The organism is Corynebacterium falsenii (assembly GCF_020099275.1).
GTDB lineage: Bacteria > Actinomycetota > Actinomycetes > Mycobacteriales > Mycobacteriaceae > Corynebacterium > Corynebacterium falsenii.
In genome coordinates this window covers 1,470,543-1,488,485 of the sequence record NZ_CP083646.1, presented here as the reverse complement: position 1 = coordinate 1,488,485, position 17,943 = coordinate 1,470,543, and the positions used below count along the sequence as shown (strand labels likewise).

Sequence of the window (17,943 nt, the reverse complement as noted above, 5' to 3'; positions counted from 1 at the left end):
ACCCCGGCCCCAGGCCCAACCCCCGCCTCCCCGGGGCCACAGCGGAAAATCGACACGATTTTCCGCTTATTTTTATGCGCGCAGACGTTGCGGCTACAAGAGAGCTGCGGGCAAGTTTCGAGTAGGTCATAGGAAATTAACGTGGGAAATGAATGAATTTCGACTATTCGTATATAATTACCGCCCATGAGAAAATCCCTACCTGCTCGCGCGGCCATCGGCGCGGTTGCCATTGCGGTTGCCGCCAGTATGGCTGGGTGTGTCACCAACGAAGAGCTGGGGAATCCTGACGGCTGGAAGAAGATCATGCCAGCCAAGGATCCGCAGTTAGCGGCGCTCGTCCCCGCTAACATCGCCCAGAGCGGATCAATCAGCGTGGGAAGCAACACTCCCTACGCCCCCAACGAGTTCAAAGACTCCTCCGGCAACATCATCGGCTTCGAAATGGACCTCATCCGCGCCGCCGGGTCGATGCTGGGACTAAAGGTGGACGTCCGCCAGATGGACTTCAACCTCATCCTCCCCGCCATCTCGGCAGGCTCCATCGACGTGGGAGCCTCCGCCTTCACCGACACCGAAGAGCGCCAGAAGCAATACGACTTCGTCGATTTCTACAATGCCGGTATCTCCTGGGCCACCCAGCCCGGCAACGAGCGCAACGTTGATCCCAACAACGCCTGCGGCCTCACCGTCGCCGTGCAAAAGGGCACGTACTCCGACACGGACGAGGTGCAAGGGCGCTCCGATGAGTGTGTAGCTCAGGGCAAGGAACCGATTTCCAAGCTGGTCTACGACAAAGCCGATGCCGCCGCGACCGCAACCATCTTGGGTAAGGCTGATGCGTATAGCTCGGACTCCCCGGTCATCGATTTCGCCGTTGCACGCTCCGATGGCCGTCTGGCGGCTGTCGGTGAGCCATTCGATACCGCACCCTTCGGCTGGGCAGTGAAGAAGGGCTCCGAATTGGGCCCCGCGCTCGCGGCAACGCTGCAGGTGATGATGGACGACGGCACGTACAAGCAGATCCTCAAGCCCTGGGGTCTGGAAAAGTGCGGGTTGAAGAAGGTCACATTCAACCTGCAGCCGTACTCGTTACCACCGAATATCAACCCCAACCCATTCAGCGCGAGACGCACGCAACGCAAAAAGCGCACCCCACGTGATTCCGGCGGGTTCCAAGGTTCTACTGCCGCCCGATCCTCCCGAAAGAAGGCATAGTGATGAGCACGACCGTATCACCCGATAGCCCGAACGCGGCGCGGCCAGAGGAAAACAAGGCCGTCCCGCTACGCCATCCCGGCCGCTGGATCGCAGCGGCGGTGCTCATCGTTCTGCTGGTCTGGTTCATTATCAGCGCAGCGGGCAACGAGAACTACCACTGGGATACGTACTTCCAGTACATTCTTGACACCCGCATCGCCAAGGCCGCGCTGCACACCATTGCCCTGACCATCCTCGCCATGATCGTGGGCGTGGTCTTGGGCGCCATCATTGCGGTGCTGCGCATGTCTCCCAACCCCGTTTTGCAGGGCATTTCGTGGCTGTACCTGTGGATCTTCCGTGGCACCCCGGTGTACGTGCAGCTGGTGTTCTGGGGTCTGCTCTCCAGCCTGTACCAGGGCATCAACGTGGGCTTCGCCGAGATTGACCTGCAGGAAGTCCTGAAGAATGCGTTCATCCTCTCCATCATCGGCCTGGGCCTCAACGAAGCTGCCTACATGGCTGAGATCGTGCGAGCCGGTATCCAGGCCGTGCCCGAGGGGCAGTCGGAGGCATCGAAGGCCTTGGGCATGACGTGGTGGCAGAACATGCGCCGCACGGTGCTGCCCCAGGCGATGCGCATCATCATCCCGCCCACGGGCAACGAGTTCATCAGCTTGCTGAAGACCACCTCGCTGGTCATCGCCGTGCCCTACGCCGGTGAGCTCTACGGTCGAGCCACCGATATCTCCAATGCCCTGTTCCAGCCGGTTCCGCTGCTGTTGGTGGCCGCCACGTGGTACCTGGTGATCACCAGCGTGCTGATGGTGGGTCAGTTCTACCTGGAGCGCTACTTCTCCCGCGGATCGACCCGCCAGTTGACCAGCCGCCAGCTGGCCGCCCTGGCTGATGCCGAGGGCGTTCCGCCGCGCAACACCACCGTGTCCGATACTCGGAACACCGATCGTTAATCCACTGCACAGAATCCGACAGAGTCAGTCACAGTCCGACAAGCAGACACAGTCAGACACAGTCAGACAGACCACGAAACCAAGGAAGGCACACACAATGACCAGTGCATCTCGTGCAGCACACGGCACAACCCCCATGATTGCCATCAAGAATGTGTGGAAGCGATACGGTCGCCTGGACGTCCTTAAAGGCATCAACCTTGAGGTCCCCGTCAGCGGCGTCACCTGCCTCATCGGCCCCTCCGGCTCCGGCAAGTCCACCCTACTTCGCTGCGTAAACCACCTGGAACAGGTGACCTCCGGCCGCATCGAGGTCGATGGGGAGCTCATCGGCTACCGCGAAAAGAACGGGACGCTCTATGAAATGTCGGCCAAGGACGCGGCGAAGCAGCGCGTAGGAATCGGCATGGTGTTCCAGCAGTTCAACCTATTCACCCACCGGACCGTCCTGGAGAACATCATCGAGGCACCCGTGCAGGTGCTCGGTGAGAACAAGCAGACCGCCGAGAACCATGCGATGGAGCTGCTCCAGCAGGTGGGGTTGGCGCATAAGGCCGATGCCTACCCCGTTCAACTCTCCGGCGGTCAGCAGCAGCGCGTGGCCATCGCCCGTGCACTCGCCATGCGCCCCAAGCTGATGCTCTTTGATGAGCCCACCTCGGCCCTCGACCCGGAGCTCGTCGGCGACGTGCTCAACGTGATGCGACGCCTCGCCGACGACGGCATGACCATGCTGGTCGTCACCCACGAAATCGGGTTTGCCCGCGAGGTGGCAGACGAAGTGGCCTTCATGGATGGCGGCGTGATCGTGGAACACGGCCCCTCCGCCGAGGTGCTGGGCAATCCGCAGCACCCGCGCACCCAAGAGTTCCTCTCGAACCTGCTCTAACCCCCGGGCTCAAACCCCAGACTCCAACCCTGGGCTAGGGCCGAACCTCCACATGCCAGGGCACGCGCGGCGTGCCCTGGTCGTCCTTTACCTGCCGCAAAACCGGCTCTGCCGGTTCCTTCTCCCGCACCGTGAGAAGCTCGGCGAAGTTCATCGCCAGAGACGAGATCGAGCCGATATCGTAGCGGCGCACGGTCACGGTGAGTTCGGCGCCCTCCCCCGCCTCCGCGGGCTCCTCACCGAAGATCTCCACCCACGTGGCGACCAATTCCGGATCCGGCGTGCGGTGAGCCGACACGCTCAGATCAGCATCCAACGCCCCCTCGAGGGCAGACATCATCGAACGGAAATCCTGCTCGATCTCCTCCAACTGGCGCTGCGTGGCCAGAACCCTAAACACAATGCGTGGCATGTGCCCCAGTCTTGCACAAGCGCCCACACCCTCCACCACCCAGGGTGGTTCGTGGACTAGAATTTAGACTGTGATTGGTTCCCACGCACCCCGCCCTGCCCCCGTTCCGCCGCTCACGACGTTGCCAGACGGAACAATCAAGCAAGTCAACCCCTTTTCCGGCACCGAGGTCTGGACGGTGCCGGGCCGCGGGAACCGGCCGATCGCGGAACACCGTAGCGGCGTCGAACCAATAGGCGACCGCGATGCCACCACGGCATTTGGGCTCAAGCGCAAACTGGATACCCCGCCCGAAAAATCGCGCCTCATCATCGACGAGGACGGCGAAGCGCACATCCTGCGCGGACTGCCCGTGAGCAAGCTCGAGGACACCACACCGCTGTTCCGGCGCGTGGCCAACCTCTTCGAGATCCTCACCTACGAATACTGGTCGATGAACTACGGCTACCGGATGAGCCCAGCCTCCGCGAAGCACATGACCGACTACCTCTCCGAGGAAGCGGGCATCGACCACGTGGAGAAGATCCTGCGGATGAAGTGGACCGCCGCCGGCATGCCCGCCGCCGAGATCGACGAAGCGTTTAACGACGATAACCGGATGATGACCATCCAAGAGAAGGCACCCGCCCTGTTCGCCGGCGGCCACGACGTGATCATCGCCCGCGACCACTACGTCCCCGGTGCCGAAACCACCGATCAACTGGCCTCCAGCGGCCAACTGAGCTGGCAGGACCACCGGCACTTCATTGCCTTCACCGTGGACGGGATGGACCAGCTCTACCGCGCCAACCGCTACGTGCGCTACGTCGCCGCGTTCCAAAACTGGCTGGCACCGGCCGGCGCCAGCTTCGAACACCTGCACAAGCAACTGGTGGCCATCGACGAGCACGGGCTGCAAAACGAGATGGAAATCGCGCAGGTGCGCAGCAACCCGAACATGTACAACGAATGGGCCGTGGACTACGCCTCGCGGCACAACCTCGTGTTTGCGGAGAATGACCACGCCGTGGCCTTCGCCGGGTTCGGGCACCGCTGGCCCACGCTCGAAGTGTTCTCCAAGTCCGCGACCACCGAGCCGTGGCTCATGAGCGCTGAGGAACGCGATGGCGTGGCCGACCTCGTGCACGCCTGCCACGTGGCGGCTGGCCCGCACGTGTCCTGCAACGAGGAATGGCTGCACCGCCCGCTCGATGTGGACATTCCCATGCCGTGGCGCATCGTGATCAAGTGGCGCGTGTCTACCGTGGCAGGATTCGAAGGTGGCACGAAGATCTACATCAACACCATCTCCCCCGCTGACTTGAAGGATCGGGTGCTCAGCGCGCTCGAGGAGGCTCGCGAGGACGGGCGCCTCGCCCCAGGCATCCGCTTGGGAGATGAATGTGCGCACACCCCGAACATGCTGAAGTACAACCCGGCGATCCGCTGATCCGATCCGATAACCGGACCAGCCGCGGGAGCCACAACGACGCTCCACACACTGCCTAGGAGGCACAACCACCCCATGACCGACTCGACCGACTCCACTTCCCACGAGGCCGCCACTGCCGATGCAGCATCCATTGCCGAGTTCGTCCACTCCCACGGTGTGGATATGGACTGGCAGGAGGACTTCTACCAGTGGATGCACAAGCACCCAGAGCTATCGCTGCAGGAGGAGAAGACGGCGGAGTTCCTCGCCGAGAAACTGCGCGGCATGGACTGCGAGCTCACCACGGGCATCGGCGGCCACGGGATGACCGCCGTGTTCCGCAACGGCGAGGGGCCGGTCATCCTCATGCGCGCGGACTTTGACGCCCTCCCCGTCCACGAGACCACCGGCCTGCCCTACGCATCCACCAACGAGGGCGTGATGCACGCCTGCGGTCACGACGCCCACTCGTCCGCGCTCATGGGTCTGTGCGCGATTCTCAATGAACGCCGCGATGTATGGAGCGGCACGTTCATCGCACTATTCCAACCCGCTGAGGAAGTCACCAAGGGTGCGGGCATGATGGTGGACGACGACCTCGCCAGCATCATTCCCCGCCCGGACGTGTGCCTGGGCCAGCACATCGTGCCTGGCGAGGCGGGGACCGTGATGTCTGCACCAGGTCCGGTGCTGGCCGCGTGCGACACCATCACCATCACCCTCCACGGCCGCTCGGCCCACGGCTCCCAGCCGCACGAATCCATCGACCCGACCTTCCTGGCCGCCATGATCGTGGTGCGCCTCCAAGGCATCGTGGGCCGCGAGACCGCCCCGGACGAGTTCGCCGTGATTACCGTGGGCACCCTGTCTTCCGGCCACACCAACAACACCATCCCGGATTCAGCCACGCTGGTGCTCAACTGCCGGTTCTACGACACTGCCGTGCGCGACCGCACCTACCGAGCAATCGAGCGGGTGGTGAAGGCTGAGTGCGATGCCTCGGGCTGCGAGCAGGATCCCGACATTGAGTACTCGGCCCACGGCGAGCTCACCGACAACGATTCCTCTGTCTTCGAGCATGTTCGCCCGGTGTTCGACGCCACCTTTGACCAGCGCTCCCTCACCGCCGAGCCGTGGACTGCCTCGGAGGATTTCTCGGAGATCCCGCGCCACTTCGGCGTTCCATACCTGTTTTGGACGGTCGGCGCGACGGATCCGGAGCTGTGGAACTCCGGCAAGCCGGTGCCGGGCAACCACCACGGCACCTTCGCCCCGGCTCCGGGCACAGTAAAGGCGGCAACGGACGCTGCCGTCGCCGCCTGCCTGAGCTACCTCTTCACGAGCTAGCGGTGGCGCTCCTGCCCCAGCAGGTGCACCTGGATCATGTTCGTGTTGCCGGAGATTCCGGGGGGCGAGCCGGCCACGACGACCATCATGTCATCGTGCTTGTACTCCGGCATGTGCAGCAGTGACTTGTCCACGGTTTCCATCATTTCGTCCGTGGACTTCACGTCGTTGGTGAGGAACGTCTCGACACCCCACGTCAGCGCCAATTGTGAGCGCACGGCCTGTGACGGGGTGAACACCAGCAGCGGCAGCCGCGAGCGCAGGCGGGCCACGCGCTTGGCGGTATCACCCGAGGAGGTGAAGGCCACGAGGGCGCGGGCGTTGAGGCGCTCGCCGATGTCCTTAGCCGCGTAGGAAATCACGCCGCGGCGGGTGCGCGGGCGGTGAGTCAGCGGCGGCACTTCACCATCGATCTCGGCGGCGGCCACGATGCGGGCCATCGTCTCCACGGTGGTGATGGGGTGCTTGCCCACGGAGGTTTCGCCGGAGAGCATCACGGCATCGGCGCCGTCCAGCACGGCATTGGCCACGTCCGAGGCCTCTGCGCGGGTGGGGCGCGAGTTTTCGATCATGGAATCCAGCATCTGGGTGGCCACGATCACGGGCTTGGCGTTTTCGCGGGCAATCTGGATCGCGCGCTTCTGCACCAGTGGCACGTCCTCAAGGGGAACTTCCACGCCCAGGTCACCACGGGCAACCATCACCGCGTCGAAGGCGAGGATGACCGGCTCGAGGGCGTCCACGGCCTCCGGCTTCTCCAGCTTGGCGATGACCGGCACGCGGCGGCCGACCTCATCCATGATCTCGCGGACCAGCTCCACATCCGATGGGCTGCGCACGAAGGACAGCGCGATGAAATCCACGCCGAGCTGCAGGGCGAAGCGCAGATCGTCGCGGTCCTTCTCGCTCAGAGCCGGCACGGAGATGTTCATGCCGGGCAGGGATACCCCCTTGTTGTTGGAGACGGGGCCACCCTCGATGACCTCGCACACCACGTCGTTGCCGTCCACTTCCTTGCAGACGAGCGCGACCTTGCCGTCGTCGACGAGAAGGCGGTCACCCGGGCGGGCATCGTTGGCCAGGCCCTTGTAGGTGGTGGAGACACGGTCGTGGGTGCCCTGCACGTCCTCAACCGTGATGCGGACCGTTTCGCCCGTAGCCCACACCGTAGCGCCCTCAGTGAAGCGGCCCAGGCGGATCTTCGGGCCCTGCAGGTCGGCCAAGATACCCACAGCCTTGCCGGACTCGTCCGTGGCCTCGCGGACCCACTTGTAGTTCTGCTCATGGTCCGCGTGCTCGCCGTGGGAAAAGTTCAGGCGAGCCACATTCATGCCAGCATCAACAAGGTCCCGGATCTTCTCCTTGGAGGCGACGGCGGGACCTAGGGTACAAACGATCTTGGTTCTTCTATTCACTCTGTCGAGGATAACCGCGACGCAGACTGTTCGCCACCAGAGCCCTCGCGCTTACGCTGGCGCCAACCCGTCCAGATGAACAGGGCCATCGCGGCCACGAAGACCACCGCGGAGACCACCACGTTGATGCGAATATCGCCGAAGACGGTCGTGGCCGGATCGGTGCGCAGGTTCTCGATGAAGAAGCGGCCGAAGGTGTACAGCGCCACGTAGAGGATGAAAAGGCGCCCACCGTGGATCCGGAAGCGCTTTTCCAGCACCAGCAGTGCCACCACGACCGCGAGGTTCCACACCAGCTCGTAGAGGAAGGTGGGCTGCACAGTGGCGATGACCTCGCCCGTTGAGTGCCCATAGATCGGATCCACGTACCCCGCGTCATTGACGCGGCGGTAGATTTCCAACGCCCACGGTGCGTCGCTAGGCCCGCCGTAGAGCTCCTGGTTGAACCAGTTTCCCAGCCGCCCAATGGCCTGGGCCAAGATGATCGTGGGTGCGGCGGCGTCGGCGAAAGTAGCAAGATCCAGCTTCTTGACGCGAAACAGGATCCATACCGCCAGCGAACCGGCGATCACACCACCCCAGATGCCCAAACCACCGTTGGTGATTTTGAACACGTCCATGGGGTTGCGGCCGGGCCCGAAGTACTTATCGTGGTCGGTGATGACGTGATAGAGGCGCGCACCGATGATGCCGAACGGAATGGCCACGAGCAGCGCGTCGATGGTGACCTCCGGATTACCGCCCTTGGCGGCGTAGCGCCGGCGGGTCCAGAAGTACGCCACGATCACGCCCGTGAGGATGCACAGCGCGTACGCGCGGATGGGGATGGGGCCCAGCATCCACACGCCCTGCGGCGGTGAGGGGATGGTGGCCAGGATGTCGGTGTGCATGTTAGGAACGCACTCCCTCGGCGAGCTCGCGGGCCAGGTCCTCCAAGGTTCCGGCCTCCGCGGCCTGAATCAGCGCGGAGCCCACGATCACGCCGTCGGCGAAGCGAGCGATGTGCGCGGCGTGCTCGCCGGTACGCACACCTAGGCCCACGGCCACGGGAAGGTCAGTGCTCTGGCGCACGCGCTGCACAAGATCCTCGGCGGAGGAGGCAACCTCCTGCTGCGCACCGGTGATACCCATGTGGCTGGCCGCGTAGATGAAGCCATCGGCGGCCTCCACGGTCAGCGCCATGCGCTCCGGCGTGGTCGAGGGAGCCACGAGGTACACCGGCGAAAGATCGTTGGCCCCGCAGGCTCGAGCCCAGCGCTCGGCCTCCTCCGGCAGCAAGTCCGGGATGATCGAGCCCAAGCCACCGGCCGCGGCCAGTTCCTCGGCAAACTTCTCCGGGCCGTACTGCAAGATGGGGTTCCAATAGGACATGACCACGGCGTTACCCCCGGCCTCGGTCACGGCGCGGACAACCTCGATGGTGTCTTTGACCCGAAAGCCGTTCCCCAGGGCGGTATCGGCGGCGGCCTGGATGGTGGGGCCGTCCATCATGGGATCAGTGAAGGGAATGCCCACCTCGATGAGGTCTGCGTGCTGGGCGAGGCTCGCCATGAGCTTCTTGGATTCCTCCACCGTGGGATAACCGGCGGGCAAATAGCCCACGAACGCGGCGCGACCCTCGTTGTTGGCGGTGCGGAAGACCTCGGCGAGGCGGGAGGTGGTGCTGGAGGTGGTGTTGTCGCTCATTACTTGCTGTCCTCCTGGTTGGTCGGGGCATCCGTGGCGGTGCTGCCCGTCGCATGGGCCTTCTCGTCGCCCTCGTCGTGTCCTCCGAGTTGGGCGTCCTGGGTGGCGTCGGGATCAACAAGCCCGAACCACTTCGCGGCCGTGTCCACATCCTTATCCCCTCGTCCGGAGATGTTGATGATCATCGTGCACCCCGGGCGATCCTGGGCAACCTTGACTGCGGCGGCCACGGCGTGGGCCGACTCGATGGCGGGGATGATTCCCTCCGTGCGGGAGAGCTGCTTAAACGCCTCCATCGCCTCGGTGTCGGTGATGGGCAGGTAACTGGCGCGCTTCTCGTCGTGCAACTTACTGTGTTCTGGTCCGACGCCAGGGTAATCCAGACCCGCAGAGATGGAATGAGACTCGATGATCTGCCCGTCCTCATTCTGCATGAGGTCGGAGAACGCACCCTGGAACACGCCTCGGGACCCCATGGTGATGGGGGCCGCGTGGCGGCCGGTGTCCATGCCATCTCCGGCAGCCTCTGCGCCGATGATGGCGACGGACTCGTCCTCGATGAACGGGTGGAACAAGCCGATCGCATTGGAGCCGCCGCCGACACAGGCGATGACGGCATCGGGCAGTTCCCCGGTCTCGTCGAGGATCTGCTGGCGGGCCTCGGTGCCGATGACGCGCTGGAGATCGCGCACCATCTGCGGGAACGGGTGTGGGCCGGCGGCGGTACCGAAGCAGTAGTAAGTGTCATCCGCGTGGGAGACCCAGTAGCGCATGGCCTCATTGATCGCGTCCTTGAGGGTGCGCGAGCCGATGGTCACCACTTCCACGTCCGCGCCGAGCAGGCGCATGCGGGCGATGTTGAGGGCCTGGCGGTTGGCATCGACCTCACCCATGTAGATACGGCATTCGATGCCCATGAGGGCGCAGGCGGTGGCGGTGGCCACGCCGTGCTGACCGGCGCCGGTCTCGGCGATGACGCGGTTTTTGCCCATGCGCTTGGCTAGAAGAACCTGACCGAGAACGTTGTTGATCTTGTGCGAGCCGGTGTGGTTGAGATCCTCGCGCTTGAGCCACACGTCTGCGCCGATGGCCTCGGAGAACCGAGTCGCATGGTACAGCGGGGAAGGCCGCCCGGAATACGTCCGGTGCAGCTCATCGAGCTCGTTGAGGTAGGCGGGATCTGCCTTGGCCTTGGCCCAGGCATCGGTGATTTCGTCGATGACGGCCATGAGGGCCTCGGGAACGTAGCGGCCACCAAATTCTCCCCAGTGACCACGCTCATCGGGCTCGTGGTGGGTGGGGGTGGCAAGGACCTGTCCCGCGGTGGGCAGTGCAGTTTGGCTCTGTGTACTCACAGCACGCCATGTTACCTGCTGCGATTTTTTCTTAGTGCACCTGTGGGCAGGAAGGGTGCCGACCGGCAGCCACGAGGTCGCGGCAGGCCTGCGCCGGGTTGCCTGCGGTGACGAGCCCCTCGCCCACCAGGACAGCGTCCGCGCCGACGGAGGCGTAGCTGAGCAGGTCGTGCTTGTTCTTCACGCCGGACTCGGCGATCTTGACTACGTCGCTGGGCAGGCCGGGGGCGATGCGGGAGAACACGTTGGTATCGACCTCGAGGGTCTTGAGGTTGCGGGCGTTCACGCCGATGACCTTGGCTCCGGCGGCAACGGCGCGCTCGGCTTCTTCCTCGGTGTGGACCTCAACGAGGGCGGTCATGCCCAGCGATTCGGTGCGGTCGAGCAGGGATTCCAACCGCTGCTGATCCAAGGCGGCGACGATGAGCAGAATGATATCCGCCCCATGGGCGCGCGCCTCGTGGATTTGATAGGGGTTGACCATGAAATCCTTGCGGAGCAATGGGATATCCACGGCCTTGCGGACGGCGTCGAAATCCGCCAACGATCCCTTGAAGCGGCGCTGCTCGGTGAGGCAGCTAATCGCGGTGGCGCCGTTATCCTGATACGCCTGGGCCAGAACCTCCGGCTCGGCGATGTCCGCCAGGTGCCCCTTGGACGGGCTAGCGCGCTTGACCTCGGCGATGACCTTCACGCAGGGGCCAGACAAGGCCTCGAAGGCATCGAGCGCCGGCGGAGCATCCAATGACATTGCCTTGATCTCCTTGTAGGGGATCTTGGCTTCCCGTTCGGCCTGGTCTTCCAGCACGCCTTCAATGATGTTGTCTAGAACGGTAGTCATTGTGGTTGATCCTGACATGGTCGATCGAACTAGGTGAGTACGTTGCCCCCGCACCAGGATGCTGTGCTGCAGTGTTACGGCGGTCACGTACCGTCTCACTCCATGAGCTTAACGGTGCTTGCTGGAGCTACGAAATTCGTCATCTTCAGTGGGGTCTACCCCCGCATCGAGCGCGTCCCACAGCACTCGCGAGGAATCCGGGTTGTTAGCGAGATCCTCTTCCGCATCCGCTCGGCGCACCTCCGGGGTCTCGTAGCGACTGTGGCCCTTGGACGCCTCACCAGGGCGCATCACCAGGATGATGCCGCCGACAAGCCCCAGCGCCGCGGCCACCAGTGCAATGATCACCGGTCCGTTGTGCACCGAGGCATCGACTACCCGCGCCCAGTCGGAAATCTGGACCGGGCTGGATTGCTTCTGCGTTGCGGCACCGGAGGCCAGCAGGCTCTGCGCGCGGCCCAGGTCCACGTCGCTGACGAGCAACTGCACCGCACGGAAGCTGGCCACCGCCGCGAGCAGCGCGATGATCACACCGAGGATGCGGCGGGCCAGGGGCTGCACTGCCATGGACAGGATGAGCGCGGCGATCATCGCCAGCGCCAACGGCGTGGCCGCGGGGTCCCATACGGAGCCGACGAGTTCCTTGACGGAATCGCCCGCTTTGTCGTCGGATACAGACACCGTGACAAACACCATGCGGCCAGATGCCCACAGCCCTGCTGCGGACAACACCACCAGCAGCAAAGCGATCCGCCGGTTCCGCTTGGCTACGTTCCCGGACTTAGCTTGTTCCGCCATGACTTCGGCGCCTTCTTTCTCTGTCTTGCCTTGTCTTGTCTTGACTGACGCTGAACTGTCGCTAGCTTTCCGACTGGCTCGTTGCAGCGCGCAGGGTCTCCGCCGCCGCCACGGCGCGGAGCACGGCGGCCGCCTTGTTCCGGGTTTCCTCATCCTCCGCGTCCGGGTTCGAATCGGCAACGATTCCACCGCCGGCTTGCACATAAACGGTACCGCCTTTGTACAAACCAGTGCGAATAGCGATGGACTGATCGGTATTTCCCGAAAAGTCGAAGTACCCCACCGTGCCGCCGTACACGCCACGGCGCGTGTCCTCGAGCTTGTCGATGATGCTTAGCGCACTCGGCTTCGGCGCGCCAGAGAGCGTGCCCGCAGGGAACGTTGCCGCAAACGCATCCACGGCAGTCTTGTCAGGCGCCAACTTGCCAGACACTCCAGACACCAGGTGCATGATCGCGCTGTAGCGCTCCACGTGGCGGAAATCATGCACCGCAACGGTGCCGGGCACGCACACCCGGCCCAGATCGTTGCGACCCAGGTCCACGAGCATGAGGTGCTCCGAGTTCTCCTTTTCGTCGTTGACCAGCTCCTTTTCATAGAGCTGGTCCTGCTCCAAGTTGTCGCCACGCGGCCGCGAGCCGGCGATCGGGTAGGTCGTCACCGTGCCTTCTCGCACCTGCACCAGGGACTCCGGCGAAGAGCCGATGATCTGAAAATCCGTGGCCGTGAAGTCCTCGTTCGGCACGTTGAGCAGGAACATGTACGGCGAAGGGTTGGCCACGCGCAGCATTCGGTACACATCGAAGGCATCCACATCCGTATCCATCTCGAAACGCTGCGACAGCACCACCTGGAAGGCATCGCCGGCGCGCACGTGCTCCTTGACCTGCTCGATACGGTTCTTGTGGTCCTCGAGGGTCCGCTGGCGCCGCGGCTCGGGGGTCGGCGTGTTGTACACGGCAACTCCGCTGGTGGGCAGCGGCTCGTTGAGTTTGGCCAGCATCGCGCCGATGCGCTCCACCGCTTCGTCGTAGGCCTCATCTACGCGGTGATCGGTGTTGTCCCAGTTGATGACGCTCGCGATGAGCCAAATCACCCCCTCATAGTGATCGACCACGGCAAGGTCCTCCACGAGCAGCTGAACCATGTCCGGAATGTCGAGGTCGTCTTCACACGTATCGGGAATGTCCTCGATGTAGCGGATCATGTCATAGCCCATGTAGCCCACCAGGCCACTGGTCAGCGGCGGCAGGTCCGGCATCGGGGCAGTCTTGAGGCTGTCGAGCGTGTTGCGGATCGCCGTGAGCGGGTCGGTGTCCGCCGGGATGTCCACTGGCGGGTCACCGATCCAGCGCGCGGCAGAATCCTTCGCCGTCAGGGCGCACCGTGCCCCCGTGCCGATGATGGAGAACCGATCCCATGATTGGCCGTGAGCTGCGGATTCCAGCAGAAACGTACCGGGCTTGCCGTCGGCGAGTTTCCGGTAGGCAGTCAGTGCAGTTTCCTGGTCCGCGAGGACTTTCTGCACGACCGGCACCACGCGGTGATTCGCGGCGAGGTGTCGGAAGGTTTCCCTGCTGGTCAGTTGCGCGTCAGACATGCCCTTTATTCTGCCTCATGAGGTTTCGCTTCGTCTCGACGCCACCCTCAAACTCCCCGCCCACCACGGTGGTCTAGGGTGACGATTATGTCTACTCCCATCATTCGCGTCAGCGCCGTGGTGTTGCGCGATCCGCATGGCCGTGTCCTCACAGTGCGCAAGAAGGGGACCTCCACCTTCATGTTCCCCGGCGGTAAGCCGGAGGCAGGGGAATCCGCGGCGGACGCGGCCGTCAGAGAAGTCCGCGAGGAAGTGGGCCTTCCGCTCAGCACGGATGACCTCATCGAACTCGGCACCTTCACCACTGCGGCGGCCAATGAAGCTCACCGCCGCGTGGAAGCTGTAGTCTTTGCCGCGCCGTTGACCGGTGCACCGCAGGCAGCCGCTGAGATCGCGGAGCTCGCGTGGGTTGATCCACGCCACCTCGGCTCCGATCATTCAGGCGATCTTCCGGGTGGTCTTCCGGGCGATCTTTCGGGCAACCGATCGTTGGCCCCGCTGCTCACCGACGCCGTCCTGCCAGCCCTGGCTCACCACCCCGTGCGCTTCCTCGCGGTGTTCATGGGCGCCCGTCTGGGCGTGGCCCCTGCAAACCTGCGATTGGCACAGGAGTTGGGGACCCTGATGGCGTCGAATAACACCCGCTTGATCTACGGCGGCGGAAAAGTGGGACTGATGGGAGCAGTGGCAGATGCGGTTATCGAAGCCGGTGGCCACGCCACGGGTGTGATCCCGCAGCACCTCGTGGATCGCGAGGTCGCACACCCAGGGCTGACCACGCTGGAGATAGTCCCCACGCTCAACGCGCGCAAGCAGCGGATGAGTGAACTCGCAGACGGGTTCGTGTGCCTCCCGGGCGGAGCAGGCACGCTCGACGAATTCTTCGACGCCTGGACCGGCCAGCAATTGGGAGAGCATACGAAACCGATCGCACTGCTCGGCCGCGAGTTCTGGGCACCGACCCTGGCAATGCTGGACCACATGGTCACCCAGGGTTATATCCGTAGCGAAGACCGCGACTCATTGATCGTCGCGGACACTGCCGAGGAACTGTTCACGGAATTTGCGGCCTGGCAGCCTCCGCTGCCGAAATGGGCCTAGGCCAGGCAGCCGCGGCAGTGCTAGAGCAGCTGGTCGGAATCGAAGCAGCTATGCGTGCCCGTGTGGCATGCGGCACCGGTCTGCTCAACCTCCATGAGGATGGTGTCCGCATCGCAATCCAAGCGCAGCGAGACCACGCGCTGGGTGTGGCCGCTGGTCAGGCCCTTAATCCAGTATTCGCCGCGAGAGCGCGACCAATACGTGCCTTGGCGCGTGGCCAGGCTGTAGGCCAGCGCGTGGTCATCCATCCAGGCCATCATGAGCACCTCGCCGGTGCCCGCCTCCTGGACGATCGCTGGAACCAAGCCATCGGCGGTGCGCTTGAGCCGGTCGGCAACTGCCGGGTCGAGCTCGTAATCAGCGGGGTTGGTGCTGCTCATCGGCGGACCTCGTAACCGGCCTCGGCCATCGCGTCTTTGACCTCGGGGATGCTGACCTCACCAAAGTGGAAGATCGACGCCGCCAGGACGGCATCCGCCCCAGCCGCCACGGCGGGCGGGAAGTGCTCCGCTGCTCCGGCTCCGCCGGAGGCGATGACGGGGATGGTCACAACCTTGCGGCATGCCTCGGTCATCTCCACGTCGAAGCCGGCCTTCGTGCCGTCGCCATCCATGGAGTTGAGCAGGATCTCCCCCACGCCCAGCTCTTCGCCCTTCTTAGCCCATTCGAGGGCATCCAATCCGGCGGACTTTGTGCCGCCGTGGGTGGTGACCTCGAAGCCGGAGGGGTACTGCTCGCTCGGGCCACCGGGCACGCGGCGGGCATCGACGGAGAGCACGATGCACTGCGCGCCGAAGCGCTGAGAAAGTTCGCGCAGCAGCTCGGGGCGGGCAACGGCGGAGGAATTGACGGAGACCTTGTCTGCGCCCGCGCGCAGCAGAGCATCAACGTCCTCGGCGGAGCGCACTCCCCCGCCGACGGTCAGCGGGATGAACACCTGATCAGCGGTTCGGCGCACCACGTCCAGCATGGTGCCGCGGCCGTCCTTGGAAGCAGAGACGTCGAGGAACGTCAGCTCGTCGGCGCCCTCCTGGTCGTAGCGCTTGGCGAGCTCCACGGGGTCACCGGCATCGCGGAGGCCTTCGAAGTTCACGCCTTTGACCACGCGGCCATTGTCCACGTCGAGGCAGGGAATAACTCGGACGGTCACACTCATCGGATTCCTCCCCGATCCATGATCTCTTGGGTTGAGCGAGCTGCGGTGCCGATGGGCACGCTTTGGATGTGTTGCAGCAGCGTGGCATGCACCTCCGGCTCGCCGGCCACGAGGCCGGAGACGCCGGGCCGCCACGGGTTCCCGGCGAAGTCGGTGGCGATACCGCCATTCTCCTGCACCGCGAGGATGCCCGCAGCGTTGTCCCACAGGTTGGGGCTGAACGTCACGGTGCCGCCGAAGACTCCCGCGGCGGTGAAGGCCAAGTCGATGCCAACCGATCCGGTGACGCGCATGCGCGGGTAGGACTTGCCGATCTCGGTGAGCATGTCCTGGCGGTAGGAAATGGGCAGGTTGCCGCGACGCTGGGACAGGATCGAGCCGAAGCTGATCTGGGTGACGCCCGGATCGGACGGTGGCATCGCGCGACACGGGTGGCCGTCGACGAACAGGCCGTGGCCCCGGCGGGCGGTGATGCGCTTGCCGAGCAGGGGCATCTCGGTGACGGACAGCTGCGTTTCGCCCTGGTGCACCAGCGACACGAGGATGCAGGCGAACGGGTTACCCACCGCGTAGTTGGCTGTGCCGTCGATGGGATCGACCACCCAGTAGGTCTGCGGCATCTCTTCATCCTCGAGGGCTCGACCCACGCGCCGGGGGCCGTCGAGGCCGTCTGCATCCTTGTCGCTGGGGTTGTGCTCGAGGGGCATCTCGCCGGGGCGCACGGTGCCGAACTCTTCGCCGTGCACGGGCAGGCCGGTGTACTGGGTCAGCAAAGTGCGCAGTTGGCGCTCGACGGTGAGGTCGGCCTCGGTGGCAAAGTCGCCGGGCGACTTGATGATTTCCGGTTCGGCCCCCACCGCGGCGGTGAAGGTGGTTTCTGCTTCGTCCACAGCCGCTTCAGCAATGGCGAGCAGAGCCCGGGTATCGAGTTCGTTCGATCCGGGCTGGGTGGGCAGGCTCATCGTCGTGCGACCTCCAGGGCCTCTTCCAGGGTGAACTTCCCGGCGTACAGCGCCTTGCCCACGATGGCGGAATCCACGCCCTCATCAACGACCTCCGCGAGGGCGCGGATATCGTCCAGGCTGGAGATACCGCCCGAGGCCACCACGGGAGCAGAGGTGGCCGCTGCGACGTCGCGCAGCAGGTCGATGTTGGGGCCGTTGAGCATGCCGTCGCGGCTCACATCGGTGACGACGAGGCGGCTCACACCTTCGGCGTCGAGCCGTTCCAGGACCTCCCACAGCTCGCCGCCGTCGGCGGTCCAGCCGCGGCCGCGCAGCCGCCACTCGCCATCGACCTCGCGGGTATCCAGGCCGATGGCCACGCGATCGCCGTAGCGCTCAATGACGGACTTGCACCAGTCCGGATCCTCGAGAGCGGCGGTACCAATGTTCACGCGGCGGCAGCCGGTGGACAGGGCGCGCTCCAGCGACTCATCATCGCGGATTCCGCCGGACAGCTCCACTTGGACGTCCAGCTGGCCGGTGACATCCCGCAGCAGCTCGAAGTTGCTGCCACGGCCGAAGGCCGCGTCTAGGTCAACCAAGTGGATCCACTCTGCCCCAGCGCTTTGCCACGCGAGGGCGGCATCGAGAGGCGAGCCGTAGGTGGTCTCGGTCCCGGCGGCGCCTTGGACGAGGCGTACTGCCTGTCCGTCCGCGACATCGACGGCGGGGAGCAGGGTCAGCGGGGTCTTGATTTCAGCCATGGAAAAGATCCTAACCTGTGTGAGCGGCCGGGAAGGCCAATTTATAAATTCAG

General features: G+C 64.3%; 18 protein-coding genes. 6 read left to right on the top strand and 12 right to left on the bottom strand.

All coding sequences use genetic code 11. The features are described 5' to 3' along the window. The first annotated feature begins 186 nt into the window (after positions 1-186). The 3 genes from LA343_RS06600 (at position 187) to LA343_RS06590 (ending at position 3,060) form a co-directional block, all read left to right on the top strand. Entirely contained in the window at positions 187-1,218 is a 1,032-nt protein-coding gene (locus LA343_RS06600; RefSeq protein ID WP_025402557.1) for an ABC transporter substrate-binding protein, read from the top strand. Positions 1,219-1,220: 2 nt separating this feature from the next. After that, entirely contained in the window at positions 1,221-2,171 is a 951-nt protein-coding gene (locus tag LA343_RS06595) for an amino acid ABC transporter permease (RefSeq protein WP_025402556.1), read from the top strand. Between the two features lie 97 nt (positions 2,172-2,268). Further along, positions 2,269-3,060 (top strand): amino acid ABC transporter ATP-binding protein, encoded by a 792-nt coding sequence (locus LA343_RS06590; protein WP_025402555.1) that lies wholly within the window; start codon positions 2,269-2,271, stop codon positions 3,058-3,060. 34 nt (positions 3,061-3,094) lie between these two features. Here LA343_RS06590 and LA343_RS06585 read toward each other — a convergent pair whose 3' ends face one another. Then, a complete protein-coding gene (locus tag LA343_RS06585; RefSeq protein ID WP_025402554.1) occupies positions 3,095-3,472 on the bottom strand; it encodes a hypothetical protein in 378 nt (125 codons plus the stop codon). 70 nt (positions 3,473-3,542) lie between these two features. Between LA343_RS06585 and LA343_RS06580 the strand changes: the two genes are divergently transcribed. Next, entirely contained in the window at positions 3,543-4,901 is a 1,359-nt protein-coding gene (locus LA343_RS06580) for a DUF4921 family protein (RefSeq protein WP_025402553.1), read from the top strand. Positions 4,902-4,976: 75 nt separating this feature from the next. Continuing rightward, positions 4,977-6,230 (top strand): amidohydrolase, encoded by a 1,254-nt coding sequence (locus tag LA343_RS06575; RefSeq protein WP_025402552.1) that lies wholly within the window; start codon positions 4,977-4,979, stop codon positions 6,228-6,230. Here LA343_RS06575 and pyk read toward each other — a convergent pair. From pyk to LA343_RS06540, 7 genes are all read right to left on the bottom strand, one after another. Next, the gene (gene pyk, locus LA343_RS06570; RefSeq protein WP_025402551.1) at positions 6,227-7,645 is read right to left on the bottom strand and encodes a pyruvate kinase; all 1,419 of its coding nucleotides are present in this window, start codon (positions 7,643-7,645) and stop codon (positions 6,227-6,229) included. The genes LA343_RS06575 and pyk overlap by 4 nt on opposite strands. After that, positions 7,642-8,535, bottom strand: coding sequence for a prolipoprotein diacylglyceryl transferase (gene lgt, locus LA343_RS06565; protein WP_025402550.1), 894 nt, complete (start codon positions 8,533-8,535; stop codon positions 7,642-7,644). Before lgt ends, pyk begins: the two co-directional genes overlap by 4 nt. A gap of 1 nt (position 8,536) precedes the next feature. Then, positions 8,537-9,331 carry a tryptophan synthase subunit alpha gene (trpA, locus tag LA343_RS06560; RefSeq protein WP_025402549.1) on the bottom strand — a complete coding sequence of 265 codons (795 nt, stop codon included), beginning with the start codon at positions 9,329-9,331 and terminating at the stop codon, positions 8,537-8,539. Beyond that, positions 9,331-10,686, bottom strand: coding sequence for a tryptophan synthase subunit beta (trpB, locus tag LA343_RS06555; protein ID WP_025402548.1), 1,356 nt, complete (start codon positions 10,684-10,686; stop codon positions 9,331-9,333). Before trpB ends, trpA begins: the two co-directional genes overlap by 1 nt. A gap of 31 nt (positions 10,687-10,717) precedes the next feature. Further along, the gene (gene trpC, locus LA343_RS06550; RefSeq protein WP_025402547.1) at positions 10,718-11,527 is read right to left on the bottom strand and encodes an indole-3-glycerol phosphate synthase TrpC; all 810 of its coding nucleotides are present in this window, start codon (positions 11,525-11,527) and stop codon (positions 10,718-10,720) included. A 108-nt stretch (positions 11,528-11,635) separates the two neighbouring features. Then, a complete protein-coding gene (locus tag LA343_RS06545) occupies positions 11,636-12,325 on the bottom strand; it encodes a TIGR02234 family membrane protein (RefSeq protein ID WP_025402546.1) in 690 nt (229 codons plus the stop codon). A gap of 61 nt (positions 12,326-12,386) precedes the next feature. Further along, positions 12,387-13,925: an anthranilate synthase component I gene (locus tag LA343_RS06540; protein WP_025402545.1), complete on the bottom strand. Its 1,539-nt coding sequence runs from the start codon at positions 13,923-13,925 to the stop codon at positions 12,387-12,389. 87 nt (positions 13,926-14,012) lie between these two features. Between LA343_RS06540 and LA343_RS06535 the strand changes: the two genes are divergently transcribed. Next, entirely contained in the window at positions 14,013-15,026 is a 1,014-nt protein-coding gene (locus tag LA343_RS06535; protein WP_081737295.1) for a TIGR00730 family Rossman fold protein, read from the top strand. A 20-nt stretch (positions 15,027-15,046) separates the two neighbouring features. Here LA343_RS06535 and hisI read toward each other — a convergent pair whose 3' ends face one another. The 4 genes from hisI to priA are packed head-to-tail and all read right to left on the bottom strand — an operon-like array spanning position 15,047 to position 17,890. Further along, positions 15,047-15,406, bottom strand: coding sequence for a phosphoribosyl-AMP cyclohydrolase (gene hisI / locus LA343_RS06530; RefSeq protein WP_025402544.1), 360 nt, complete (start codon positions 15,404-15,406; stop codon positions 15,047-15,049). Further along, complete coding sequence (gene hisF, locus LA343_RS06525; protein ID WP_025402543.1) at positions 15,403-16,182, bottom strand: imidazole glycerol phosphate synthase subunit HisF; 780 nt, start codon at positions 16,180-16,182, stop codon at positions 15,403-15,405. Before hisF ends, hisI begins: the two co-directional genes overlap by 4 nt. Beyond that, a complete protein-coding gene (locus LA343_RS06520) occupies positions 16,179-17,144 on the bottom strand; it encodes an inositol monophosphatase family protein (RefSeq protein ID WP_025402542.1) in 966 nt (321 codons plus the stop codon). The genes hisF and LA343_RS06520 overlap by 4 nt, the downstream gene beginning before the upstream one ends. Then, positions 17,141-17,890: a bifunctional 1-(5-phosphoribosyl)-5-((5-phosphoribosylamino)methylideneamino)imidazole-4-carboxamide isomerase/phosphoribosylanthranilate isomerase PriA gene (priA, locus tag LA343_RS06515; protein ID WP_025402541.1), complete on the bottom strand. Its 750-nt coding sequence runs from the start codon at positions 17,888-17,890 to the stop codon at positions 17,141-17,143. Before priA ends, LA343_RS06520 begins: the two co-directional genes overlap by 4 nt. Between the last annotated feature and the right edge of the window lie 53 nt (positions 17,891-17,943).